The organism is Streptomyces sp. JN8 (assembly GCF_055808075.1).
On the sequence record NZ_CM147852.1, the window covers coordinates 1,050,489 to 1,068,262 of the forward strand.

The 17,774-nt window shown below is 74.2% G+C and carries 13 protein-coding genes and 1 tRNA gene; 7 read left to right on the forward strand and 7 right to left on the reverse strand.

What is annotated here, in order from left to right; translation table 11 throughout:
* Together ACY0MR_RS04410 and ACY0MR_RS04415 are read right to left on the reverse strand one after the other, a co-directional pair.
* Positions 1-2,313, reverse strand: coding sequence for a hypothetical protein (locus tag ACY0MR_RS04410; protein ID WP_473559221.1), 2,313 nt, complete (start codon positions 2,311-2,313; stop codon positions 1-3).
* A 3-nt stretch (positions 2,314-2,316) separates the two neighbouring features.
* Positions 2,317-2,388: transfer RNA gene (locus tag ACY0MR_RS04415), tRNA-Pro, on the reverse strand.
* A 284-nt stretch (positions 2,389-2,672) separates the two neighbouring features.
* Here ACY0MR_RS04415 and ACY0MR_RS04420 point away from each other — a divergent pair.
* Positions 2,673-3,698, forward strand: a complete 1,026-nt coding sequence (locus ACY0MR_RS04420; RefSeq protein ID WP_388794868.1) for a LacI family DNA-binding transcriptional regulator — start codon at positions 2,673-2,675, stop codon at positions 3,696-3,698.
* A gap of 163 nt (positions 3,699-3,861) precedes the next feature.
* Here ACY0MR_RS04420 and ACY0MR_RS04425 read toward each other — a convergent pair whose 3' ends face one another.
* On the reverse strand, positions 3,862-6,639 hold the full coding sequence (locus ACY0MR_RS04425) for a glycosyl hydrolase (RefSeq protein WP_473559224.1): 2,778 nt from the start codon (positions 6,637-6,639) through the stop codon (positions 3,862-3,864).
* A gap of 331 nt (positions 6,640-6,970) precedes the next feature.
* Between ACY0MR_RS04425 and ACY0MR_RS04430 the strand changes: the two genes are divergently transcribed.
* The 4 genes from ACY0MR_RS04430 (at position 6,971) to ACY0MR_RS04445 (ending at position 11,701) form a co-directional block, all read left to right on the forward strand.
* The gene (locus ACY0MR_RS04430) at positions 6,971-8,290 is read left to right on the forward strand and encodes an ABC transporter substrate-binding protein (protein ID WP_361850944.1); all 1,320 of its coding nucleotides are present in this window, start codon (positions 6,971-6,973) and stop codon (positions 8,288-8,290) included.
* Between the two features lie 56 nt (positions 8,291-8,346).
* Positions 8,347-9,312 (forward strand): carbohydrate ABC transporter permease, encoded by a 966-nt coding sequence (locus ACY0MR_RS04435; RefSeq protein ID WP_388794877.1) that lies wholly within the window; start codon positions 8,347-8,349, stop codon positions 9,310-9,312.
* Positions 9,309-10,220: a carbohydrate ABC transporter permease gene (locus ACY0MR_RS04440; protein WP_392863877.1), complete on the forward strand. Its 912-nt coding sequence runs from the start codon at positions 9,309-9,311 to the stop codon at positions 10,218-10,220. Before ACY0MR_RS04435 ends, ACY0MR_RS04440 begins: the two co-directional genes overlap by 4 nt.
* Before the next feature lie 77 nt (positions 10,221-10,297).
* On the forward strand, positions 10,298-11,701 hold the full coding sequence (locus ACY0MR_RS04445; RefSeq protein WP_361850948.1) for a GH1 family beta-glucosidase: 1,404 nt from the start codon (positions 10,298-10,300) through the stop codon (positions 11,699-11,701).
* 176 nt (positions 11,702-11,877) lie between these two features.
* Here the strand turns inward: ACY0MR_RS04445 and ACY0MR_RS04450 are convergent, their stop codons facing one another.
* Both ACY0MR_RS04450 and ACY0MR_RS04455 read right to left on the reverse strand, forming a co-directional pair.
* A complete protein-coding gene (locus ACY0MR_RS04450; protein WP_473559228.1) occupies positions 11,878-13,248 on the reverse strand; it encodes a carbohydrate-binding protein in 1,371 nt (456 codons plus the stop codon).
* 103 nt (positions 13,249-13,351) lie between these two features.
* Positions 13,352-14,314: a LysR family transcriptional regulator gene (locus ACY0MR_RS04455; protein WP_404078639.1), complete on the reverse strand. Its 963-nt coding sequence runs from the start codon at positions 14,312-14,314 to the stop codon at positions 13,352-13,354.
* 229 nt (positions 14,315-14,543) lie between these two features.
* Here ACY0MR_RS04455 and ACY0MR_RS04460 point away from each other — a divergent pair, with 229 nt between their 5' ends.
* The gene (locus tag ACY0MR_RS04460; protein WP_404078636.1) at positions 14,544-15,209 is read left to right on the forward strand and encodes a GOLPH3/VPS74 family protein; all 666 of its coding nucleotides are present in this window, start codon (positions 14,544-14,546) and stop codon (positions 15,207-15,209) included.
* A gap of 194 nt (positions 15,210-15,403) precedes the next feature.
* Positions 15,404-16,741: a hypothetical protein gene (locus ACY0MR_RS04465; protein WP_473559231.1), complete on the forward strand. Its 1,338-nt coding sequence runs from the start codon at positions 15,404-15,406 to the stop codon at positions 16,739-16,741.
* Positions 16,742-16,817: 76 nt separating this feature from the next.
* Here the strand turns inward: ACY0MR_RS04465 and ACY0MR_RS04470 are convergent, their stop codons facing one another.
* Both ACY0MR_RS04470 and ACY0MR_RS04475 read right to left on the reverse strand, forming a co-directional pair.
* Complete coding sequence (locus tag ACY0MR_RS04470; protein ID WP_473559233.1) at positions 16,818-17,270, reverse strand: MarR family transcriptional regulator; 453 nt, start codon at positions 17,268-17,270, stop codon at positions 16,818-16,820.
* Positions 17,267-17,749, reverse strand: coding sequence for a MarR family winged helix-turn-helix transcriptional regulator (locus tag ACY0MR_RS04475; RefSeq protein ID WP_473559235.1), 483 nt, complete (start codon positions 17,747-17,749; stop codon positions 17,267-17,269). Before ACY0MR_RS04475 ends, ACY0MR_RS04470 begins: the two co-directional genes overlap by 4 nt.
* Positions 17,750-17,774 lie beyond the last annotated feature (25 nt).

The following is a 17,774-nucleotide window of genomic DNA, read 5'->3' on the forward strand; positions in this document are numbered from 1 at the left end:
TCAGCCCCGGGGCCCGGCCGGCCCGCCGGTCAGCCAGTGCCCTCCCGTGGCACTCCAGCCGGTCAGCCTGCGGGCCCGTCCGTCGTCCGCCGTGCCGTCCTCGCCGAAGGCGCCGCCGTCGGCGACCAGTCGGAGGCCCGCGAGGGCCGGCGCGAGCCGGGCCGCCACGGGCGCGGGGAGGCGCGCCGACGCCTGCTCCGCCCAGGCGATCGTGTCGGACGCGGCCGCCGCCTCGCAGAGGGACAGGTGGAACAGCATCTGCCGCCAGGCGTAGGCGGCGTCCTTGACCGTGCCGAGCGGGCGGGGCTCGCGCTGCGCGCGCTCCGTGAGCCGGCCCACCGTGACGAGGCAGTGCCGGGCGAGGGCGGGCCAGCCGGCGGCGGGGGCGATGCCGACGCGGTGGACCAGGGTGGCGAGGTTGTGGGTCGTCAGGATCTGGGCCTGCTCGATCACCGTGCCGTTCTCCCGGAGGCTGCCGGAGTGCGGCGCTCCCGCCCGCACCCGGCACAGCCTGGCGAAGTCCGGCGCGGACCTCGACGGGGTCCGCCCCGTTCCCGGCCGGACCTCGGCGAGGGCCCGGACGGCGGCGTAGTCGATGCCGTAGTACCGCTCGTACAGCGAACCGCCGCCGAGGAGTTCCCCGGCCACCCCCGCGGCGGCCTGGAACTTCGGGCTGAACCCGCCCGTGAAGATGTCCGCGGCGAGTTCCTCGACCAGCGGGGCGTCGAGGTCGGTCCGCCGGGCGAGCACGGCGAGTTCCCGGACCAGCGGGTTGGGGAGGAGGGTGGCGGGGAAGCCGTCGACGGCGACCTCGGCGAGCCGGCGCAGCGTCGTGTGCGCGGAGGCACGCACGCGCGCGTCGGCCGTCCGGTGCGGCGCCACCGCGCTCACCCAGGGCAGTTCCTCCTGCCTGACCTGCCCCTCCCGGTGGAGCAGCAGGAGCGAGCGGCGGTCGCGGAACGCGCGGTAGTGCGCGGCGGACAGCGCGCGCAGCGGCGCGTCCCGGTAGGCCGCGGCGGTCTCGGCGGCGACGAGTTGGGGCACGAGCTCGGCCATCACCTCGGCCGAGGGCACCAATCCGGCCTGGACCAGGGTGGCGAGCGGTGCGCTCCGCGCGGATTCGACCGCGCGGCGGACGGCGGCCGGGACGGCCGTCCCGGCGGGGAGTCCCGAGCCGCGCTCCTCGGCCCGGGTGACCGGGGCGACGAGCGCGGTCACGTCGGCGGCGCCGGTGTCCTGCGGGAGGCCGGACAGCCGGTGGGCGACGAGGTGGGCGATGTCCCGGTGGGAGGGCAGGGCGGCCATGGCCGCCTGGGCGCTCCGGACCGCCGTGTGCCGGTCCGAGCCGGGCAGGCCCCGCTTGCGGACCATCGAGGCGACCGCGTGCCGCAGGAGTCCGAGCCGGCGCGCGTCGAGGGGGCGCCCGGCCGCGGTCTCCTCCAGGGCTCCGCGCAGGATCCCGGGGTTGCCCTTGGGATCCCGGTGGCGGCCGCACAGGGTGTGCTCCCGGGCCAGCCGCCGGTAGCGGTCGAGGAGCGCGGCGCCGCGCTCGTGCCACCCGCCGCCGGGCTCGCGGTCGAGCACGCGGTGGTCGGGGCCGGCCGTCTCCAGCCAGTGCGCGAGGAGTTCGTCCTCGAACGGCCGCCAGACGGCGTGGGCCTCGCGCTGGGTCTCGACGGCGCGGTGCGGGCGCCGCCCCGCCAGCGCGGCTCCGACCTCGCCGACGGTCCGCCGGTGCACGGCGTCGGTGTCGGGGGCGGGCGAGGCCGTCGGACGCGGGGTGAACCGCAGGAGGGCGGCGAACGGACGGATCTCCCGTACGAGGGCGAGGGCGGCTTCGGACTCCCCGGCCCGGACCAGCCAGGCCACGGTGAGGAGCGCGGCCTCCTCGGGGACGGTCACCTCGTAGCAGGTGCTGTCGAGGAGGTCCCACAGGTCCGCGAGTCCCTCCTCGGTGAGGGCGTGGGCGAAGAGGGCTCCCCTGTCCGCCGGTACGCCGGCCCTGCGGGCCGCCTCGGTCTCGTACGGCAGGAGGGGGCCCGCGGCGCGTGCCCCGCCGGTGGCGAAGCCGCCGTGGAGCACCTCGGGGGTCACCCAGGCGGGCAGGCCGCGGACCGGTGTCCGGGAGCCGATGCTGAGGGTGCCCGCGGCCATGCCCCCGAGCACGCGGCGCCAGCCGGCGGCCTGTTCCCCGGCACGCGCCCGCGTGGCGGGGTCCGTGTGGTGGAGCGCGGTGACGAAGGCACGGGCCAGACGGCCCTCCGCGTAGGAGCGCGACACGGTCTGCGGCTGCTTGTCAGCGTGAGTGTCCATAAGCCGACGTGGCGGGTTCCGCCCCCGCGCCCTCCGGGTCCCGAGCCCGGCGCTCTGCTGCTGAGCTACACGTCGCAGGGCCCCGACGCTAGCCAGCCCGCGGCGACGGCGGCAACGGGGTTTCCGCGGGCGGACCGGCACCGCGGGGCCGGCCGGTGCCGGACCGGGGGTCGTCCGGTGCGCGGAGGTCTGCCGGGGAGCCGGGGAGGCCGACCCGTGCCGCGGAGGTCGTCCGGGAGTCGCGGCGATCGTTCTGGGAGCGCTCTCAGCGGGTGGGGTGTACAGATATCCTGGTCCGTGCGGGAACGCACACCGCACACGGACACCCGCCCCGCCCACGCAGTCGAGGAGCGCACGCCTTGCCCGAGCAGACCACGGGGCCCCGCCCCACGCTGGAAGCCGTCGCCGCTCGCGCCGGCGTGTCCCGCGCGACGGCCTCGCGGGTCGTCAACGGGGGCGCGGGGGTGCGGCCCCCGCTGGTCGAGAAGGTGCGCAGGGCCGTCGACGAGCTCGGTTACGTGCCCAACCACGCGGCCCGGACCCTGGTCACCCGGCGCAACGGCGCCGTGGCGGTGATCATCGCGGAGCCCGAGTTCCGGATCTTCTCGGACCCGTTCTTCGAGCAGCAGGTCCGCGGCATCAGCAGGGAACTCACCGCGCACGACGCGCAGCTGGTGCTGCTGTGGGTGGAGGGGCCCGGCGACCACGACCGGATCGCCCGCTATCTCGGCGGCGGACACGTGGACGGCGCGCTGGCGTTCTCGCTGCACAACGACGACGCGCTGCCGGCCGTCATCGACCGGACCCGGATCCCGGTGGTCTACGGCGGGCGCCCCGGTCCCGGCACGAGTCCGACCGTGCCGTTCGTCGACTGCGACAACCGGGGCGGCGCCCGCGAGGCGGTGCGGCACCTGGTGGCTCTGGGCCGGCGGACCATCGCGCACATCTCGGGTCCGGACGACCAGACGTCCGCGCTGGACCGGCTCCACGGGTACCGGGACGTGCTGGTCGACGCGGATCCCGCCCTGCTGAGCAGGGGCGACTTCACCGAGGAGAGCGGCGCCCGCGCGATGGCGGAGCTGCTGGACCGGCGGCCCGACGTGGACGCGGTGTTCGTGGCCAACGACCTGATGGCCTCGGGGGCGTTGCTGACCCTGCGCGAGCGCGGCGTGCGCGTCCCGGAGGACGTGGCGGTCGTCGGCTTCGACGACATGGCCTCGGTGGTGCGGAGGACCTCGCCGTCCCTGACCACGGTGCACCAGGACATCGAGGACATGGGCCGGCTGATGGTGAAGCTGTTGATGCGGCTGCTGGACGGGACCGGTACCGGGGTCCCCGCGTCCGTCGTCACGCCGACCTCGCTCGTGCTCCGCGACTCGGCCTGAGGCCGGGAACGCGCCGGACGGCGACGGGGCGGCGGCCGGCCCGGCGGCGGCGGAGGCACGGCGGCGGGGCGGCGACGGCGGCAAGGCGGTGGGAGGACGCGGGACGGCGGGCCGGGTGAGGAGGAACCCGGCCCGCCGCTCCGCTCCCCGGAGGGCCGGACGGTCAGGAGTAGGGGATGACCACCACCGATCGGTCCGTGCCCGTCTGGACGCGCGAGTCGCCGTTGCCGATCGCGCTCCAGACCTCCAGGCGTACCGTGCCGCCGGTCAGGTTGCCGAGGGTTCCGGTGGCGGACTTGAGCCCGCGGGCCTGGGAGTACTCCTCCCAGCCGGTCACCGGGTCGGTCGCGAAGTAGTGGTACGTCTCGGTCCGTTCGAAGGTGCCGTCACCGGTGAGGTCGTAGCTGATCCGGGCCTGCTGGCCCAGCCCGACGGCCGTCCCGGCGTCGAGCTGGAGGCGGAAGGCGGTGGTGCCGCCGGCCTTCAGCGTGCCGTTGACGCCCCTGGCCTCGTAGACGACCGGACGGCTGGGCGTGCCGTCGTGGTTGCCGCCCTGCGCCGAGAGGACGGTGTCGCTGCCCGCCGCGGCGCCGGTGGCCGTGGTGAGCGTGCCGCCCGTACGGAGCTGGAAGGTGTCGCCGGTGGAGGGCTCCGGGTCCGGGTCGGGGCCGGTGCCTCCGGTTCCCGTGCCGCTGGCGGTGGAACGGGCGGGCACGGAGAGGGACTTGCCGTCGGAGAAGGTGACGGTGCGGGCGGTGGCGCCGTGGTTGTGGGCCACGTACGTCCGCGCGGTGCCCTTGGTGAAGACGGCGGAGGTGGGGATGGATCCGGTGACCGTGGCGTCGGGGGCGCCGAGGGTGTCGAGCGTGGTCAGCCAGTGGTAGGTGTGGGCCTTGGACTCGCCCGCCTCCGGGGTGTAGCCGGCGTTGCCCGCGTCCCACTTCGCCTTGGCCGCGGCCGGGTCGGCGAAGGACTGGAACTCCCAGAGGATGTCGCGCCATTCGACGGCGGGTCCGGGGTTCTCCCGCTCCATCTCGGCGATGTTGCGGCGGACGGCGTCCTTGTGACCGCCGAGGTGCAGTGAACCACCGGTCACCGGGAGCACGTTGATGCCGTGGATCTCCTCGGGGTTGGCGGTCCACCAGGTGGCGTAGGCGGCTCCGCTGCCCCAGACCATGCCGGCCGTGTCGTGCTGGAAGGCGCCGGGGAAGACCTGCTGGTCGGCGTCGAACCAGTACTGGGCGATGGCCTCGCCCTCGGTGGTGAGCAGGTAGGTGCCGAGGTCGCGGAGCTGGGTGTTGCCGGTCGCCGATCCCCACAGGACGAGGGCGGCGCTGAGGTTGGTCGACTCGGAGGACGACTCCTGGTTGTTGCCGGCGGCGAAGCCCTGGTGCCCGCTGGCCCAGCTGTGCCCTGCGTAGACGTCGAAGCCGCGGAGGAACGGGAAGGCGGTGTCGGTGCGGCTGGGGTTGGCGGTGTCGCGGACCAGCGTCTTCACCATGGCGCCCCAGGCCGAGTCGGCGGCCCAGGCCGCGTCGTACTGGGCGACGATCGCGGCGGCGTACACGTAGTAGCCGTAGTGGAAGTGGTGGTCGTTGAGTTCGGTGTCGCTGCCGTAGGAGGCCGGGTAGCCGGTGAGGGTCTTCCAGGCGGTGTCGTACGAGAACTCGTTGGCTCCGCCGGCCGTGAACCACTCCTGGAGCCGGCCCTTGATCTGGCCGAGGAGCTTGTCGCGGAGCGCGGTCTCGCCGATCTGGTCGGCGAGCGGCACGAGTTGGGCCAGCTTGCCGAGGGCCTTGCCGGTCCAGTAGGTGTCCACGGCCCCGGAGAACGGGTCGGCGGAGTTCGCGACCTCGTTCAGGTAGCCGCGCAGCCGCGCGCTGTCGACCCCCGCGCCGCCCGGCAGTCCGGGCAGGGTGGCGGCCGCCTTCTGGCTCGTGGTGAAGGACGCCGACTCGCGGACCTTCATCGTGCCGCGGGGCGAGACGTAGGTGTAGGGGGTGAGCGGGTCGGTGGTGTTCAGCCACTGGTGGCGGTAGAGGGCCTGGAGGGTGCCGCGCTCGGTGCCCTCCTTCGCCTCGGTGGTGAGGGCGTAGGTGGCGCGGACGGTGCCGGCGTCGTAGCTCCAGCCGACGGTGGACCCGGTGACGAAGCTGAAGGCGTACTTGCGGTAGGTGGCGAGGGCGTCGGTGGAGGGCAGGACGGCGACGGAGAAGTAGTCCTTGCCGCCGAGCCCGGCGGTGATGGTGGAGCCGGAGACGTTCCAGTCGGTGCCGGTGGGCGAGAAGAGGGCGTAGTGGTGGCCCGCGACGGTGATCCCGAGGACGTTGCCCTGGTCGGCGAAGACGGTGGGCGCGGTGGCGGTGGTGATGCGGGCGTCGCCGCCGCTGCCCTTGGCGTACACGAAGGGCATGCCGTGGCCGATGGTGGTGCGCAGGGTGCGGGCGCCGTCGGACCAGTAGGGGGTGACGGTCCAGTCGGACCAGGCGTCGGCCTTGGTGTCGGGCGAGTTGAGCCCGGTGAGGCCGAGGGTGAGGTCGGCCTTGTGGGCGAACTCGTACTGCCGTCCGTCGCCGACGATGGCGGGGCTGGTCGGGTAGCCCAGCTGGAGGCCGCCGGCGACGGCCTGGTAGGTCAGCGGGTGGCCGTACATCGGAGTGGAGTACGGGTTGTCGCCGTAGCGCTGGAAGGCGAGGGAGGACCACCAGTCGTTGGTGGGGACCGGCTTGCCCTGGGCGGCGGCGGTGACCTTGGGGGTGACCGGTGCGCCGGTGTTCGTGGTGGGGCCGGAGGTTCCGGCGGGGCGGGTGTCGGAGTAGCTTCCGGCGCCCGTGGGGACGGTGGCCGCGGCGGCGGGGGCGGCCGCCGGGCCGAGGCCCAGGGCGGCGAGGGCGGAGACCAGGACCAGCGCGGCGGCCGGCCTTGTGCGGGGGGCTGGCATGTACGGCACCTCGTGTCGTCGTGACGGGTGGGGCACGGCGGGGCGGTTCGGGTGGGGAGGGACGCGCGGGGAGAGGTAGCGCGGAAGAGGACCGGTTCGCGGTGGACGCCGGCGGCGAACGCCGCGAGAGAGCGCTCTCAAGACGCCGGAAACGTAAAACCGCCGAAACACGTGTGTCAAGAGATTGAACACAGCCCGGACTTGAGGGCTCTTCCCGTCCGTTACGCCTTCGAGCCTTGACGGATGGGCTCCGCCCCAGGCACGCTCCCCCCGCACGCTTGAGAGCGCTCTCAGTCGCTCTCGCTCGTTCCGGAGCCAAGGGAGGCTTCCCATGCCCATCGCCCGAGCCGCCGTCACGACCACCGCCGGGAGAACCGCCGTCCGCCTGGGGGCGGTCGTCCTCGCCGGGGCCCTGCTCGCCGCCTGCGGAGGTACGTCGGACGACGCGTCCACCGACGGGGCGGGGGGCGAGGTCACCATCACCGTCGACCTGTTCGGCTCCTTCGGATACAAAGAGGCAGGGCTGTACGCCGAGTACGAGAAGCTCCACCCGGGCGTCACCATCAAGCAGACGGACACCGAGGACGAGGCCGACTACTGGAAGTCCCTCCAGACCCGGCTCGCGGGCGGAGCCGGCCTCGCCGACGTGCAGGGCATCGAGGTGGGCCGGATCGCCTCCGTCACCCAGCAGCAGGCGGAGCGGTTCGAGGACCTGAGGAAGTACGGCGCGGACTCCCTGAAGGACCAGTTCGCCCCGGCGAAGTGGGCCGCCGCCGGCGGGAAGAACGGCGAGGTCCTCGGCCTCGGCACCGACGTCGGCCCCGAGGCCATGTGCTACCGCAGCGACCTCTTCGCCAAGGCCGGCCTGCCCACCGACCGCGCGGAGCTCGCCGAGAAGTGGTCCACCTGGGACGGCTACCTCGCCCTCGGGAAGCAGTACAAGGCGAAGGCCCCCGGCAAGAGCGCCTGGCTCGACAGCGTCGGCAGCCTCTACTCGATCATGATCGGGCAGGAGAAGGAGCGGTACTACGACGCCTCGGGGAAGCTGATCTGGGAGGACAACCCCGCGCTGCGCACCGCCTGGGACCACTCCGTGCAGGCCGCCCAGGACGGGCTGAGCGCCAAGCTCGACCAGTGGTCCCCGCAGTGGAACCAGGCCTTCGCCGCCGGCTCCTTCGCCACCATCCCCTGCCCCGCCTGGATGCTCGGCTACATCAAGGGGCAGGCAGGTGAGGCCGGCAAGGGCAAGTGGGACGTGGCCACCCTGCCCGGCGGCGCCGGGAACTGGGGCGGCTCCTACCTGGCGGTGCCGAAGGCCGCCAAGCACAAGAAGGAGGCGTACGAGCTGATCAAGTGGCTCACCGCCCCCGAGCAGCAGACCCGCCTCTTCGAGAAGCAGGGCAACTTCCCCTCCGCCACCGGCGCGATCGAGAAGGTCGCCGGCGCGAAGGACCCCTTCTTCTCCGACGCCCCCATCGGCCAGATCTTCGGTGACGCGGCCAAGGCGGCCCCGGTGCAGGTGCTCGGCGTGCACGACCAGAACATCGCGCAGCAGATCACGAACGCGCTGAGCGAGGTCGAGCGGAAGGGGACCTCGCCCGACAAGGCCTGGTCGAACGCGAAGAAGGGCGTCGCGAACACCGTCGGCTGACCTCCGCCGGACCCCCGTCGTCCCCCGCCTCCTCCCCTCCTCCGAAGGGCCGCGCCGTGACCCTCACCGCATCCGAGACGCCGGCCCCGCCGAAGCCGGCCCCGCCGCCCGCGCGGCGGGGGTCCGCCCGGCGGGCCTGGCAGCAGTTCTCGCCGTACGCCTACCTCGCCCCGTTCTTCACCCTGTTCGTCGCCTTCGGCCTCTTCCCGCTCCTCTACACGGCCTTCGTCTCGCTCTACCGGGTGGAGCTCCAGACGCCCGGCGACATGGAGTGGCGCGGCCTCGGCAACTACACCGCCCTCTTCACCGACGAGTACTTCTGGCTCTCGCTCCGCAACACCTTCACCATCGGCGTGCTCTCGACCGTGCCGCAGCTGGTCATGGCCCTCGGCCTCGCGCACCTGCTGAACTACAAGATGCGCGGGCGCACCTTCCTGCGGACCGCGGTCCTCCTGCCGTACGCGACGTCGGTGGCCGCGGCCACGCTCGTCTTCGCCCAGCTCTTCGGGCGTGACTTCGGTCTGATCAACTACGCCCTGGGCCTGGTCGGCATCGACCCCGTGGACTGGCAGAACGGCACCGTCGCCTCCCAGATCGCCGTGTCGACGGTCGTCATCTGGCGCTGGACGGGCTACAACGCGCTGATCTACCTGGCCGGCATGCAGTCCATCCCCCACGAGCTGTACGAGGCCGCGGCGATGGACGGGGCCTCGCGCTGGCGCCAGTTCTTCCACGTGACGCTGCCGGGGCTGCGGCCCACGATCCTGTTCACCGTCATCGTCTCCACCATCGGCGCGACCCAGCTGTTCGGCGAGCCGCTGCTCCTGGAGGGGTCGATCTCGGGCGGCATCTCGCACCAGTACCAGACGCTCGGCCTGTACATGTACGAGCAGGGCTGGGGCTTCTTCCACCTCGGCCGGGCCGCCGCCATCGCCTGGGTGATGTTCCTGCTCATCGTGGTGCTCGTCGGGGTCAACGCCCTGATCGCGCGCCGCCGTTCCCGCAAGGAGGCCGGCCGATGACCACGCCCGGTGCCACCGTGACCCGAGGCCCCTCCGCAGCCGGAGCCCCGCCCGTTCCCCCCGCGCCCCGAGGCCCCTCCCGGGCCGGCCGCACCCTGCACGCGGGACCGCTCGCCTACGGGATCCTCGTCGTCGCCGTCCTGTTCTCGGCCTTCCCCTTCTACTGGACGATCGTCGCCGCGAGCCGTTCCAACGCCGACCTGGCGAAGGTCCCCCCGACGCTGCTGCCGGGCCCGAACCTGATGCGCAACTTCGAGGCGGTCCTCGAAGAGGCGGACATCGGCAAGGCCCTGCTCAACTCCCTGATCGTGTCCGGTTCGATCACCCTCGGCACCGTGCTGTGCTGCACGCTCGCCGGCTTCGCCTTCGCCAAGCTCCGCTTCCGGGGCCGTGGCGCGCTCCTGGCCGTCACCGTCGGCACCATGATGATCCCGCCGCAGCTCGGGGTGATCCCGCTCTTCATGCTGATCGCCGAACTGGGCTGGGTGAACCAGCTCCAGGCCGTCATCCTGCCCGGTCTGGTGTCCGCCTTCGGCGTGTTCTTCATGCGCCAGTACCTGGTGCAGTCGCTGCCCGACGAGCTGATCGAGGCGGCGCGGGTCGACGGCGCGTCCACCGCCCGGATCTTCTGGTCCATCGTGGTGCCGATCGCCCGCCCGGGCATGGCCGTCCTGGGCCTGCTGACCTTCATGGCCGCCTGGAACGACTTCTTCTGGCCGGTCGTCGCCCTCACCTCCTCGGAGCCCACGGTCCAGGTCGCCCTGCGCCAGCTCGGCGGCGGCTACGTCCACGACCAGTCCGTGATCATGGCGGGCACGCTGCTCGGCACCCTGCCGGTGCTGCTGGTCTTCGGCCTGCTGGGCCGGCAGATCGTCGGCGGCATCATGCAGGGCGCGGTCAAGGGCTGACCCCCGCGCCGCCCGAGCCGCCCTCGCCGACGCCTCCCCCATCCTCCAGACCCCTCACTCCAGGGAGTTCCCATCCCATGACCGCGCTCGACGCCCGTACCGACACGACGACCGCCCTCCGCTTCCCCGAGGGCTTCCGCTGGGGCACCGCCACGGCCGCCTACCAGATCGAGGGGGCGGCGGCGGAGGACGGCCGCACCCCCTCCATCTGGGACACCTTCAGCCGGACGCCCGGCAAGGTGCGCAACGGCGACACCGGCGACATCGCCGCCGACCACTACCACCGGGTCGACGAGGACGTCGAGCTGATGCGGCGGCTCGGCGTCACCGACTACCGCTTCTCCATCGGCTGGCCCCGGGTCCAGCCCACCGGACGCGGGCCCGCGGTGCGCAAGGGCCTGGACTTCTACCGGCGGCTCGTCGACCGCCTCCTCGACGCCGGGATCCGCCCGGTGGCCACGCTCTACCACTGGGACCTGCCCCAGGAGCTGGAGGACGCCGGCGGCTGGCCGCAGCGCGACACCGCGTACCGGTTCGCCGAGTACGCGGGCATCATGGCGGACGCCCTCGGCGACCGGGTGGCGACCTGGACGACGCTGAACGAGCCCTGGTGCGCGGCGTTCCTCGGCTACGGCAACGGGGTGCACGCCCCGGGCCGCACCAGCGCCCTCGCCTCGCTCCGCGCCGCCCACCACCTCAACCTGGCGCACGGGCTCGCGGCCCGCACCCTGCGCGGCTCGCTGCCCGGTGCGGCCGAGGTGTCGCTGACCCTCAACCTGCACGCGGTGCGGCCCTGTTCGCAGGCGCCGGAGGATCTGGACGCGGCGCGCCGGATCGACGCGGTCGGCAACCGCGTGTTCCTCGACCCCGTGTTCCACGGGCGCCTCCCGGAGGACCTGGTCCGCGACACGGCATCGGTCACGGACTGGTCGTTCGTCCAGGACGGCGACCTGGCGGCGGCCAACGCGCCGATCGACTCGCTCGGCATCAACTACTACTCGCCCTCGGTCGTCGGGGCGGGCGGCTCCGAGTCGCCCTCGCCGTGGGCGGGCGCGGAGCGGCACGTCCGCTTCGAGCCGGCGCCCGGGCCGCGCACGGCGATGGACTGGCCGGTGGACGCGAGCGGACTCCACGAGCTGCTGATCCGGCTGCGGGACGAGCTGCCGGGCGTCCCCCTGGTGATCACCGAGAACGGTGCGGCGTACGACGACTACGCCGATCCCTCGGGCCGGGTGAAGGACCCCGAGCGGGTGTCCTACCTCCACGAGCACCTGGCGGCGGTGCACCGCGCGCTGGCGGACGGGGCGGACGTCCGGGGGTACTTCCTGTGGTCGCTCCTGGACAACTTCGAGTGGGCCTACGGCTACAGCAAGCGGTTCGGGATCGTGCACGTGGACTTCGCGACGCAGCGGCGGACGCTGAAGGACAGCGCCCGCTGGTACGCCGAGGTCATCGCGCGCGGCGGCCTGGCGGAGGCGTGACGGACCCTGCCCCTGTGCCGACTCCCCCGCGAGGCGCACGTGCCGCCCCGAGGGCGGCACTCCGTGTCGATCATGAATGATGATCAAGATCGCGGTGATCCTACGGGGAACGCGAGGGGGCGCCGCGACACCCCCCTCGGGTTCGCGGCACCCCCGGTCTCACGGTCGCGCCGGGGTCACAGGCGCTGCCAGAGCGCCGGGACGTTCGGGGGCTGCCAGCCCGCCTGGGCCTGGTGGCCCTGGAGGCAGCGGTAGCTCGCGCCGCCGTAGGTGACCGTGTCACCGGCGGCGTACACCTTCCCGGCCGCCCAGGTGCCGCCCGGCTCCGGCTCGCCCGGGCCGGGGCCCGGGTCGGTGCCGGTGGTCTTCAGGGTGAGGCCGTAGTTCTGGAGCAGCGGGTTCAGCGGCTGGAAGAAGGTCGTACCGCCGCTGGAGCAGTTCCCGGACCCGCCGGACGTGACGCCCTGCGCCTGGCTGCCGGAGATGTACGAGCCTCCGGAGTCGCCGGGCTCGGCGCAGACCGTGGTGCGGGTGACCCCGGAGATGGTGCCCTCCGGGTAGGTGACGCTCGTGTTGTGCTGCTGCACGGTGCCGCAGTGCCAGCCGGTGGTCGAGCCGGAGCGGCAGACCGACGAGCCGACGGGCTGCAGGACGGAGCCGGTCACCTGGACGTTGGCGCCGCCGGAGCCCTTGACGTACGGGGTGGAGGTCCAGTTGGTGTTGGCGGCGACCCAGGCCATGTCGTTCCCGGGGAAGGTCGAGGCCTGGAAGCTGCCCTGCGCGACCTGGTTGAAGCCGCTGGTGGTGGTGCCGGCGCGGCCGCAGTGGCCGGCGGTGGCGAAGCCCTGGGTGGTGCCCCGGGTCACGGCGAAGCCGACCGAGCAGCGCCCGCCGCCCCCCATGTAGTAGGCGTCGCCGCCGCGGATGTCGTAGAGCGGGCGGGGCGCCTCGGCGGTGCGGACGACGCGGACCAGCTCGCTCGGGACCCCGGTGGACCGTACGAGGCGCGCTCCGGCGCCCGCCCGGGTCTCCTCGATGACGAGGACGTTGGCCCGGACGTCGACGTAGCGGACGGGTGCGTCGGCGCCGGCGGAGCGGTCGAGGCGCTGCTTGGCGCCTTCCAGCGCGGTCAGACTGTGCGTCACGACCCGGGCCCGGGCGCCGGTGGCGCGGATGGCGGCCGCGTCGGCGGCGCGGGTGGTGGCCACGGTCAGGGTGGCGGCCTCGGCGCCGTCCACCCAGGCGCCGGCGAAGGCGCCGCCGATGCCCTGGCGGAGCCGGGCCGCGGTGGCCCCGGCCTCGGCCTCGTTGGCGAGTCGGGTGACGGCCTGGGAGCGGGTGAGTCCCAGGTCGCGCCGCATGGCGTCGAGCAGTTCCGGCTGCGCGGAGTCGGCGCCCAGGGTCTGGGCGGCGGTTCTGGCGGTCGGGGAGCGGTGCGGGTCGTGGCCGTCCGGGGCCGCCGCGGCGGTCCCGGCCTGGAGCCCGGCCAGTGCCATTCCGGCGGCGGCGAGGGCGGTACACGCCGTGCGGGCGTGTCGTCGGAGCATGGGGAGTCTCCTCGGTTCTCGGATCCGGGATCGTGGATCACCGGTCGCGGATCGCGGTGGGGGATCTGCTGGAACCGTAGGAATCGCGACGGGGGTGCGGGAGCTACCGGTCGGCCCCTGCCACGGCGTTATGCCCGGGGTCGGCGCCGGTGTGCCGCCGTCCGGCGCTGGTCGCCAGCGCCTCGGCGTGGGCGGCCCGGGTGTGGTCGAGGACGGCGCCGGCCCGGGCGGCGGCGCGGCCCTCGGGGTGCCAGCCGAGGAGGTGGCGCCAGAGGAGCGGGGTGCCGGCGAGGGGGCGGGTGACGAGGCCCGGGGTGACGGGGAAGGTGGCCCGGCAGAGTCCGACGGCCCGGCCGACCTGCACCAGGTGCACGCAGGACGCGGTGTCCGTCTCGTACACGCACGCCGGGGTGAACCCGGCCCGTACGCAGGCGGCCGCGAAGCAGTCGCCGAAGCAGCCGTCGCCGGGCACGTCGGTCCAGGCCTCGGCGGCCAGTTCGGCCAGGTCGATCTCGGAGCGCGGGGCCAGCGGGTGGTCGGCGGCCAGCATCACGTACACCGGGTCGCGGGCGACCTCCGTCCACGCCAGCCGTCCGGCCTCGGGCGGCCCGCTCTCCCCGCAGACCCCGACGAGGGCGAAGTCGAGGCGGCCGTCGGCGACGCCGCCGGCGATCTCGCGCTCCGACCAGGAGATGTACGTGGTCACCGGGGCCCCGGGGTCCTCGCGCGCGATCCGGTCGACCAGGCCGCCGAGCAGCGGCCCGTGGGTGCCGCCGAGCCGGTAGCCCTCCGCGCCGCCGCGGGCGAACCGCACGGCCTCCTCCTGGAGTTCGCAGACCGCGGGAAGCACCACGCGGGCCCGTTCGAGGACCAGGTCGCCCAGGGCGGTGGTCCGCACCCCCTCCCGGCCGCGCTCGAACAGGGCTCCGCCCAGGGCCCGTTCGATCCGTTTGAGCTGAGCGCTGAGCGCCGGCTGCGCGAGTCCGAGCGCGGTCGCGGCGCGCGTGAGGCTCCCCGCGTCGGCGATGGCCCGGATCGTCTTGAGGTGCCTCAGCTCCAAGTCCATAGCGAGAGCTTGACGCCCCGGCCCGCTGCGGTCCAGACCAAGGACCGGACGCGATTCCCCGGCACTCCGGGATCGGCGCAGGTCACGGCGGGCGCCGGCCGGTCGTCGGGAACCGGCCGGGGGCTCCGCTCGTCCTGAGGTGCGAAGGGTGCCGGGGGCGTTCGATCGCCGCGCGGCGCCGCACAGGCGCTCATGCGGACGGCCGCATGCGGAGGACGAGGAGTACGGGGTGGCGGTCACGCTCGCGGAGGAGATCATGCTGCTGTCCCTGGACGACGTGTCCGGGGTGGCGAAGGAACGGCAGACGGCCGCGTGGGCGGTCGCGGGCGGCATCCTGCTGGATCTCGTGCTGGCGGGGCGCGTGGCGGTCGACGACGGCCGGGTGCGGGTGACGGACGCGACGCCCACCGAGGTGCCGCTGCTCGACGAGCGGCTGCGGCAGCTCGACGCGTGGTGCGCGAAGAAGAGCAGGGCCCCGAAGGTCACCGAGTGGCTGACGAAGGACCACGGCAAGGCGGTCAGGGCGACGGTCGGGAGCCTCCGCGAGCGCGGCCTCGTGCGCGAGGAGCGGCAGCGGGTCATGGGGCTCTTCCCCGTGGCCCGCTACCCGGAGGCGGACGGCTCCGTCGAGCGCGAGCTGCGGGCCAGGCTGCACACGGTCCTCGCCGCCGGCCCCACCCACAGTGCCCGCACCACGGGTCTCCTCGCCCTGGTCCACGGCGCCCGGCTGCACCGCCTCGCCTTCCCCGACCTGCCCCGCAAGGAGGTCGCGGCCCGACTGGAGGAGCTCACGGCCGGTCAGTGGGCGGCGGAGGGCGTGCGCCGGGCGATCCGGGACATGCAGGCGGCGATGCTCGCGGTCACCGCGGCGACGGTGGTGACGATCACCAGCTGAGCACGCGGAGGGACCGGGGGCGAGCGCGCGTGCGGAGGGGACCGGGGCGGGCCCCCACGGCCCGCCCCGGTCCGCCGCCACTGTCCCTGCGGCCGCTCACGTTCCGCTGACGCGGGGGCGCGTGGGGGCCGCACGGTAGTCTGCTCGCCTTTCCGAGCACGTACCCGATGCCGTCAGGGAAGCGAGCGCCGCCGATGACCGATCTGAGCCGGATACACGTCGAGCAGTGCCTGGGCGGGGACCGCGGGCTCGCCGAGTCCGTGGCGCGGGCCGCACTGCCCCCGGCCTTCGAGGAGGCGTGGCGCGCGCACCTGCTGCCCCGGCCCTGGTTCGTGCGGGCCGACGAGACGGCCGCGTTCGCGCGGGACCTGGAGGGGCTGTTCGAGCTGCTCGTGTCCCTGCCGCGGCGGCTCTTCGACGGGGACCTCGACCGGTACGCGGCTGAGGTCGGGATCCATCCCGCGCTCGCGGTGCTGCTGCGCCGGGGCGGCTCCGGCGTCCCGGCCCGGTTCGGGCGGGCCGACGCCTACCACGACGGTACGTCGTACCGGCTCCTGGAGTTCAACCTCGGCAGCGAGGTCGGCGGGCTCGACATGGCCGTGTTCAACCGAGGGCTGCTGCGGGTGCCCGCGTTCGCGGACTTCGCCCGCGCGCACCGGCTCGACCACGTGGACATCGCGGCCCGGACGGCGGCCGTGCTGCGCGACCGCGCCCGCCCGGCGCTGTCCGGGGGCGCGGACCCGGTGGTGGGGCTGATCGAGGGCCGCGGCGGGGTCGGCCCGTACGGCAGGCTGATGCGGGCCACGGTCGAGGCGATGGCCGAGCAGGGCATCGACGTGCGGATCGGCGAGATCGACCGGGTGCGGGCCGGCGCCGACGGCAAGCTGACCCTGGACGGCACCCCGCTGGACCTGGTCCTGCGGAACTTCGCGGCGAGCCAGCTGCTGGACGACCCGGCGGGGCCCGACGTCGCGGAGCCGTTCTTCCGTGCCGACCGGGCCGGCCGGACCGTCCTGTTCACCTCCCTGGAGAGCGGCTTCTACTCGAACAAGAGCGCGCTGGCGCTGCTCACCGATCCGCGCTGGAGCGGCGCGTTCGACGCCGGGGAGCGGGCGCTCGTCGACCGGGTCCTGCCGTGGAGCCGCTCGCTGCACGCCGCGGTCCCGGCCGAACTGCTCGACCTCTGCCGGGAGCGGCGCGAACGGCTCATCCTCAAGCCGGGCGCCGGGTACGGCGGTCTGGACACCTTCGTCGGCTGGGAGTGCGCGGAGGCGGAGTGGGACAAGGCGCTGCGGACGGCCGTCGAGCGGGGCGGCTACGTGGCGCAGGAACGGGTCGTACCGCGTGCCGAGCCGGTGTACGACCCGGCGACCGGCGAGGTCGACGACTGGATCGCGGCGCTCGGCGTCTTCCTCACCGACGACGGGTACGCGGGCACGCACGCGCGGGCCAACCGCGCCGACGGGGGTGCGATCGTCGGGATGAGCAGCAACCCGGACACCCGGATGGTGGGTGTGTTCACCCACCCGTGAGGCGGCGGGGTGCGGCGGGCCGGTGCGCCCCGCGGCCCCGGTCCGCCCCCCCTTGCGGGGGGGGCCGGACGGGGTCTCAGGCTCCGGTGGCCAGGGCGGCGTTCGCGCGTTCCGTGATCAGGGTGAGCACGCGGCCCACGACCCGCAGGTCCTCGTCCGGGATCCCGTCGTAGAGGCGGGCGGAGAGGCCGGCGGACTCGGCGGCGGTGGCGTCGTACGTCGCCCGTCCGGCGTCGGTGAGCCGCACCCGCGCCGGGTCCTCCGGGTCCGTCTCCAGGAGTCCGGCGGCCGCCAGCTCGTCGATCACCCCGGAGACGAGTGCGCCGTCGGCCTTGAGGGAGCCGGTGACGTCGTCGACCAGCTCGGCGCGGCCGGGGGCGCCGCCCGCCGCCGCGGCGGCCCGGAGGGTGACGCTCTGGTGGAAGGTGATGCCGTGGCGGGTCAGCACGCCCTCCAGGACGGCGCGTGCCGCGTGGTGGGCCAGGGCCAGGACGCGGCCGTCGGCGCGGGGTGCGGTGGTGGTGGTCATGACTGCTCCTCGTCGTGTGCGGTGGACGGATCGAGAGGCGCGTCGAGCAGGGTCGCCAGCTCGCGGGTGAACTCCTGGGCGCGCGGGCCGGTCCGACCGCCGAGCGGCTCCAGGAGCTGGTCCAGGAGTCCCTGGACGACCGTGATCGCCCGGCGTGTGACGTCGGTTCCCCGCTCGGTGAGCGACAGCTGCATGGCCCGCGGGTCGCCGGGGTCCCGGGTGCGGTCCAGGAGCCCGGAGGCCTCCAGGGCGCGGGCGAGCTTGGAGACGTACAGCGGCTCCATTCCCGTCCGGTCGGCGAGCCCGCGCTGGCTGGGCCGCAGCCCCGCGCGCGACATCCCGTACAGCGACGCCATCACCACGTACTGGGCGTGGGTCAGGCCCAGTGGCGCGACCGCCCGGTCGACGGCCACGCGCCATTTCATCGAGAGGCGCCAGACCAGGAATCCCGTCGTGGCGCCGTCGGTTGCTGAACTCACTCGCAATACAGTACATGGCTACTAT

What these genes read in the sequence shown, in the direction of transcription:
- ACY0MR_RS04410 (WP_473559221.1), bottom strand. Translation starts at nt 2,313, where the DNA reads ATGGACACTCACGCTGACAAGCAGCCGCAGACCGTGTCGCGCTCCTAC.
- ACY0MR_RS04425 (WP_473559224.1), bottom strand. Translation starts at nt 6,639, where the DNA reads ATGCCAGCCCCCCGCACAAGGCCGGCCGCCGCGCTGGTCCTGGTCTCC.
- ACY0MR_RS04430 (WP_361850944.1), top strand. Translation starts at nt 6,971, where the DNA reads ATGCCCATCGCCCGAGCCGCCGTCACGACCACCGCCGGGAGAACCGCC.
- ACY0MR_RS04440 (WP_392863877.1), top strand. Translation starts at nt 9,309, where the DNA reads ATGACCACGCCCGGTGCCACCGTGACCCGAGGCCCCTCCGCAGCCGGA.
- ACY0MR_RS04445 (WP_361850948.1), top strand. Translation starts at nt 10,298, where the DNA reads ATGACCGCGCTCGACGCCCGTACCGACACGACGACCGCCCTCCGCTTC.
- ACY0MR_RS04450 (WP_473559228.1), bottom strand. Translation starts at nt 13,248, where the DNA reads ATGCTCCGACGACACGCCCGCACGGCGTGTACCGCCCTCGCCGCCGCC.
- ACY0MR_RS04455 (WP_404078639.1), bottom strand. Translation starts at nt 14,314, where the DNA reads ATGGACTTGGAGCTGAGGCACCTCAAGACGATCCGGGCCATCGCCGAC.
- ACY0MR_RS04465 (WP_473559231.1), top strand. Translation starts at nt 15,404, where the DNA reads ATGACCGATCTGAGCCGGATACACGTCGAGCAGTGCCTGGGCGGGGAC.
- ACY0MR_RS04470 (WP_473559233.1), bottom strand. Translation starts at nt 17,270, where the DNA reads ATGACCACCACCACCGCACCCCGCGCCGACGGCCGCGTCCTGGCCCTG.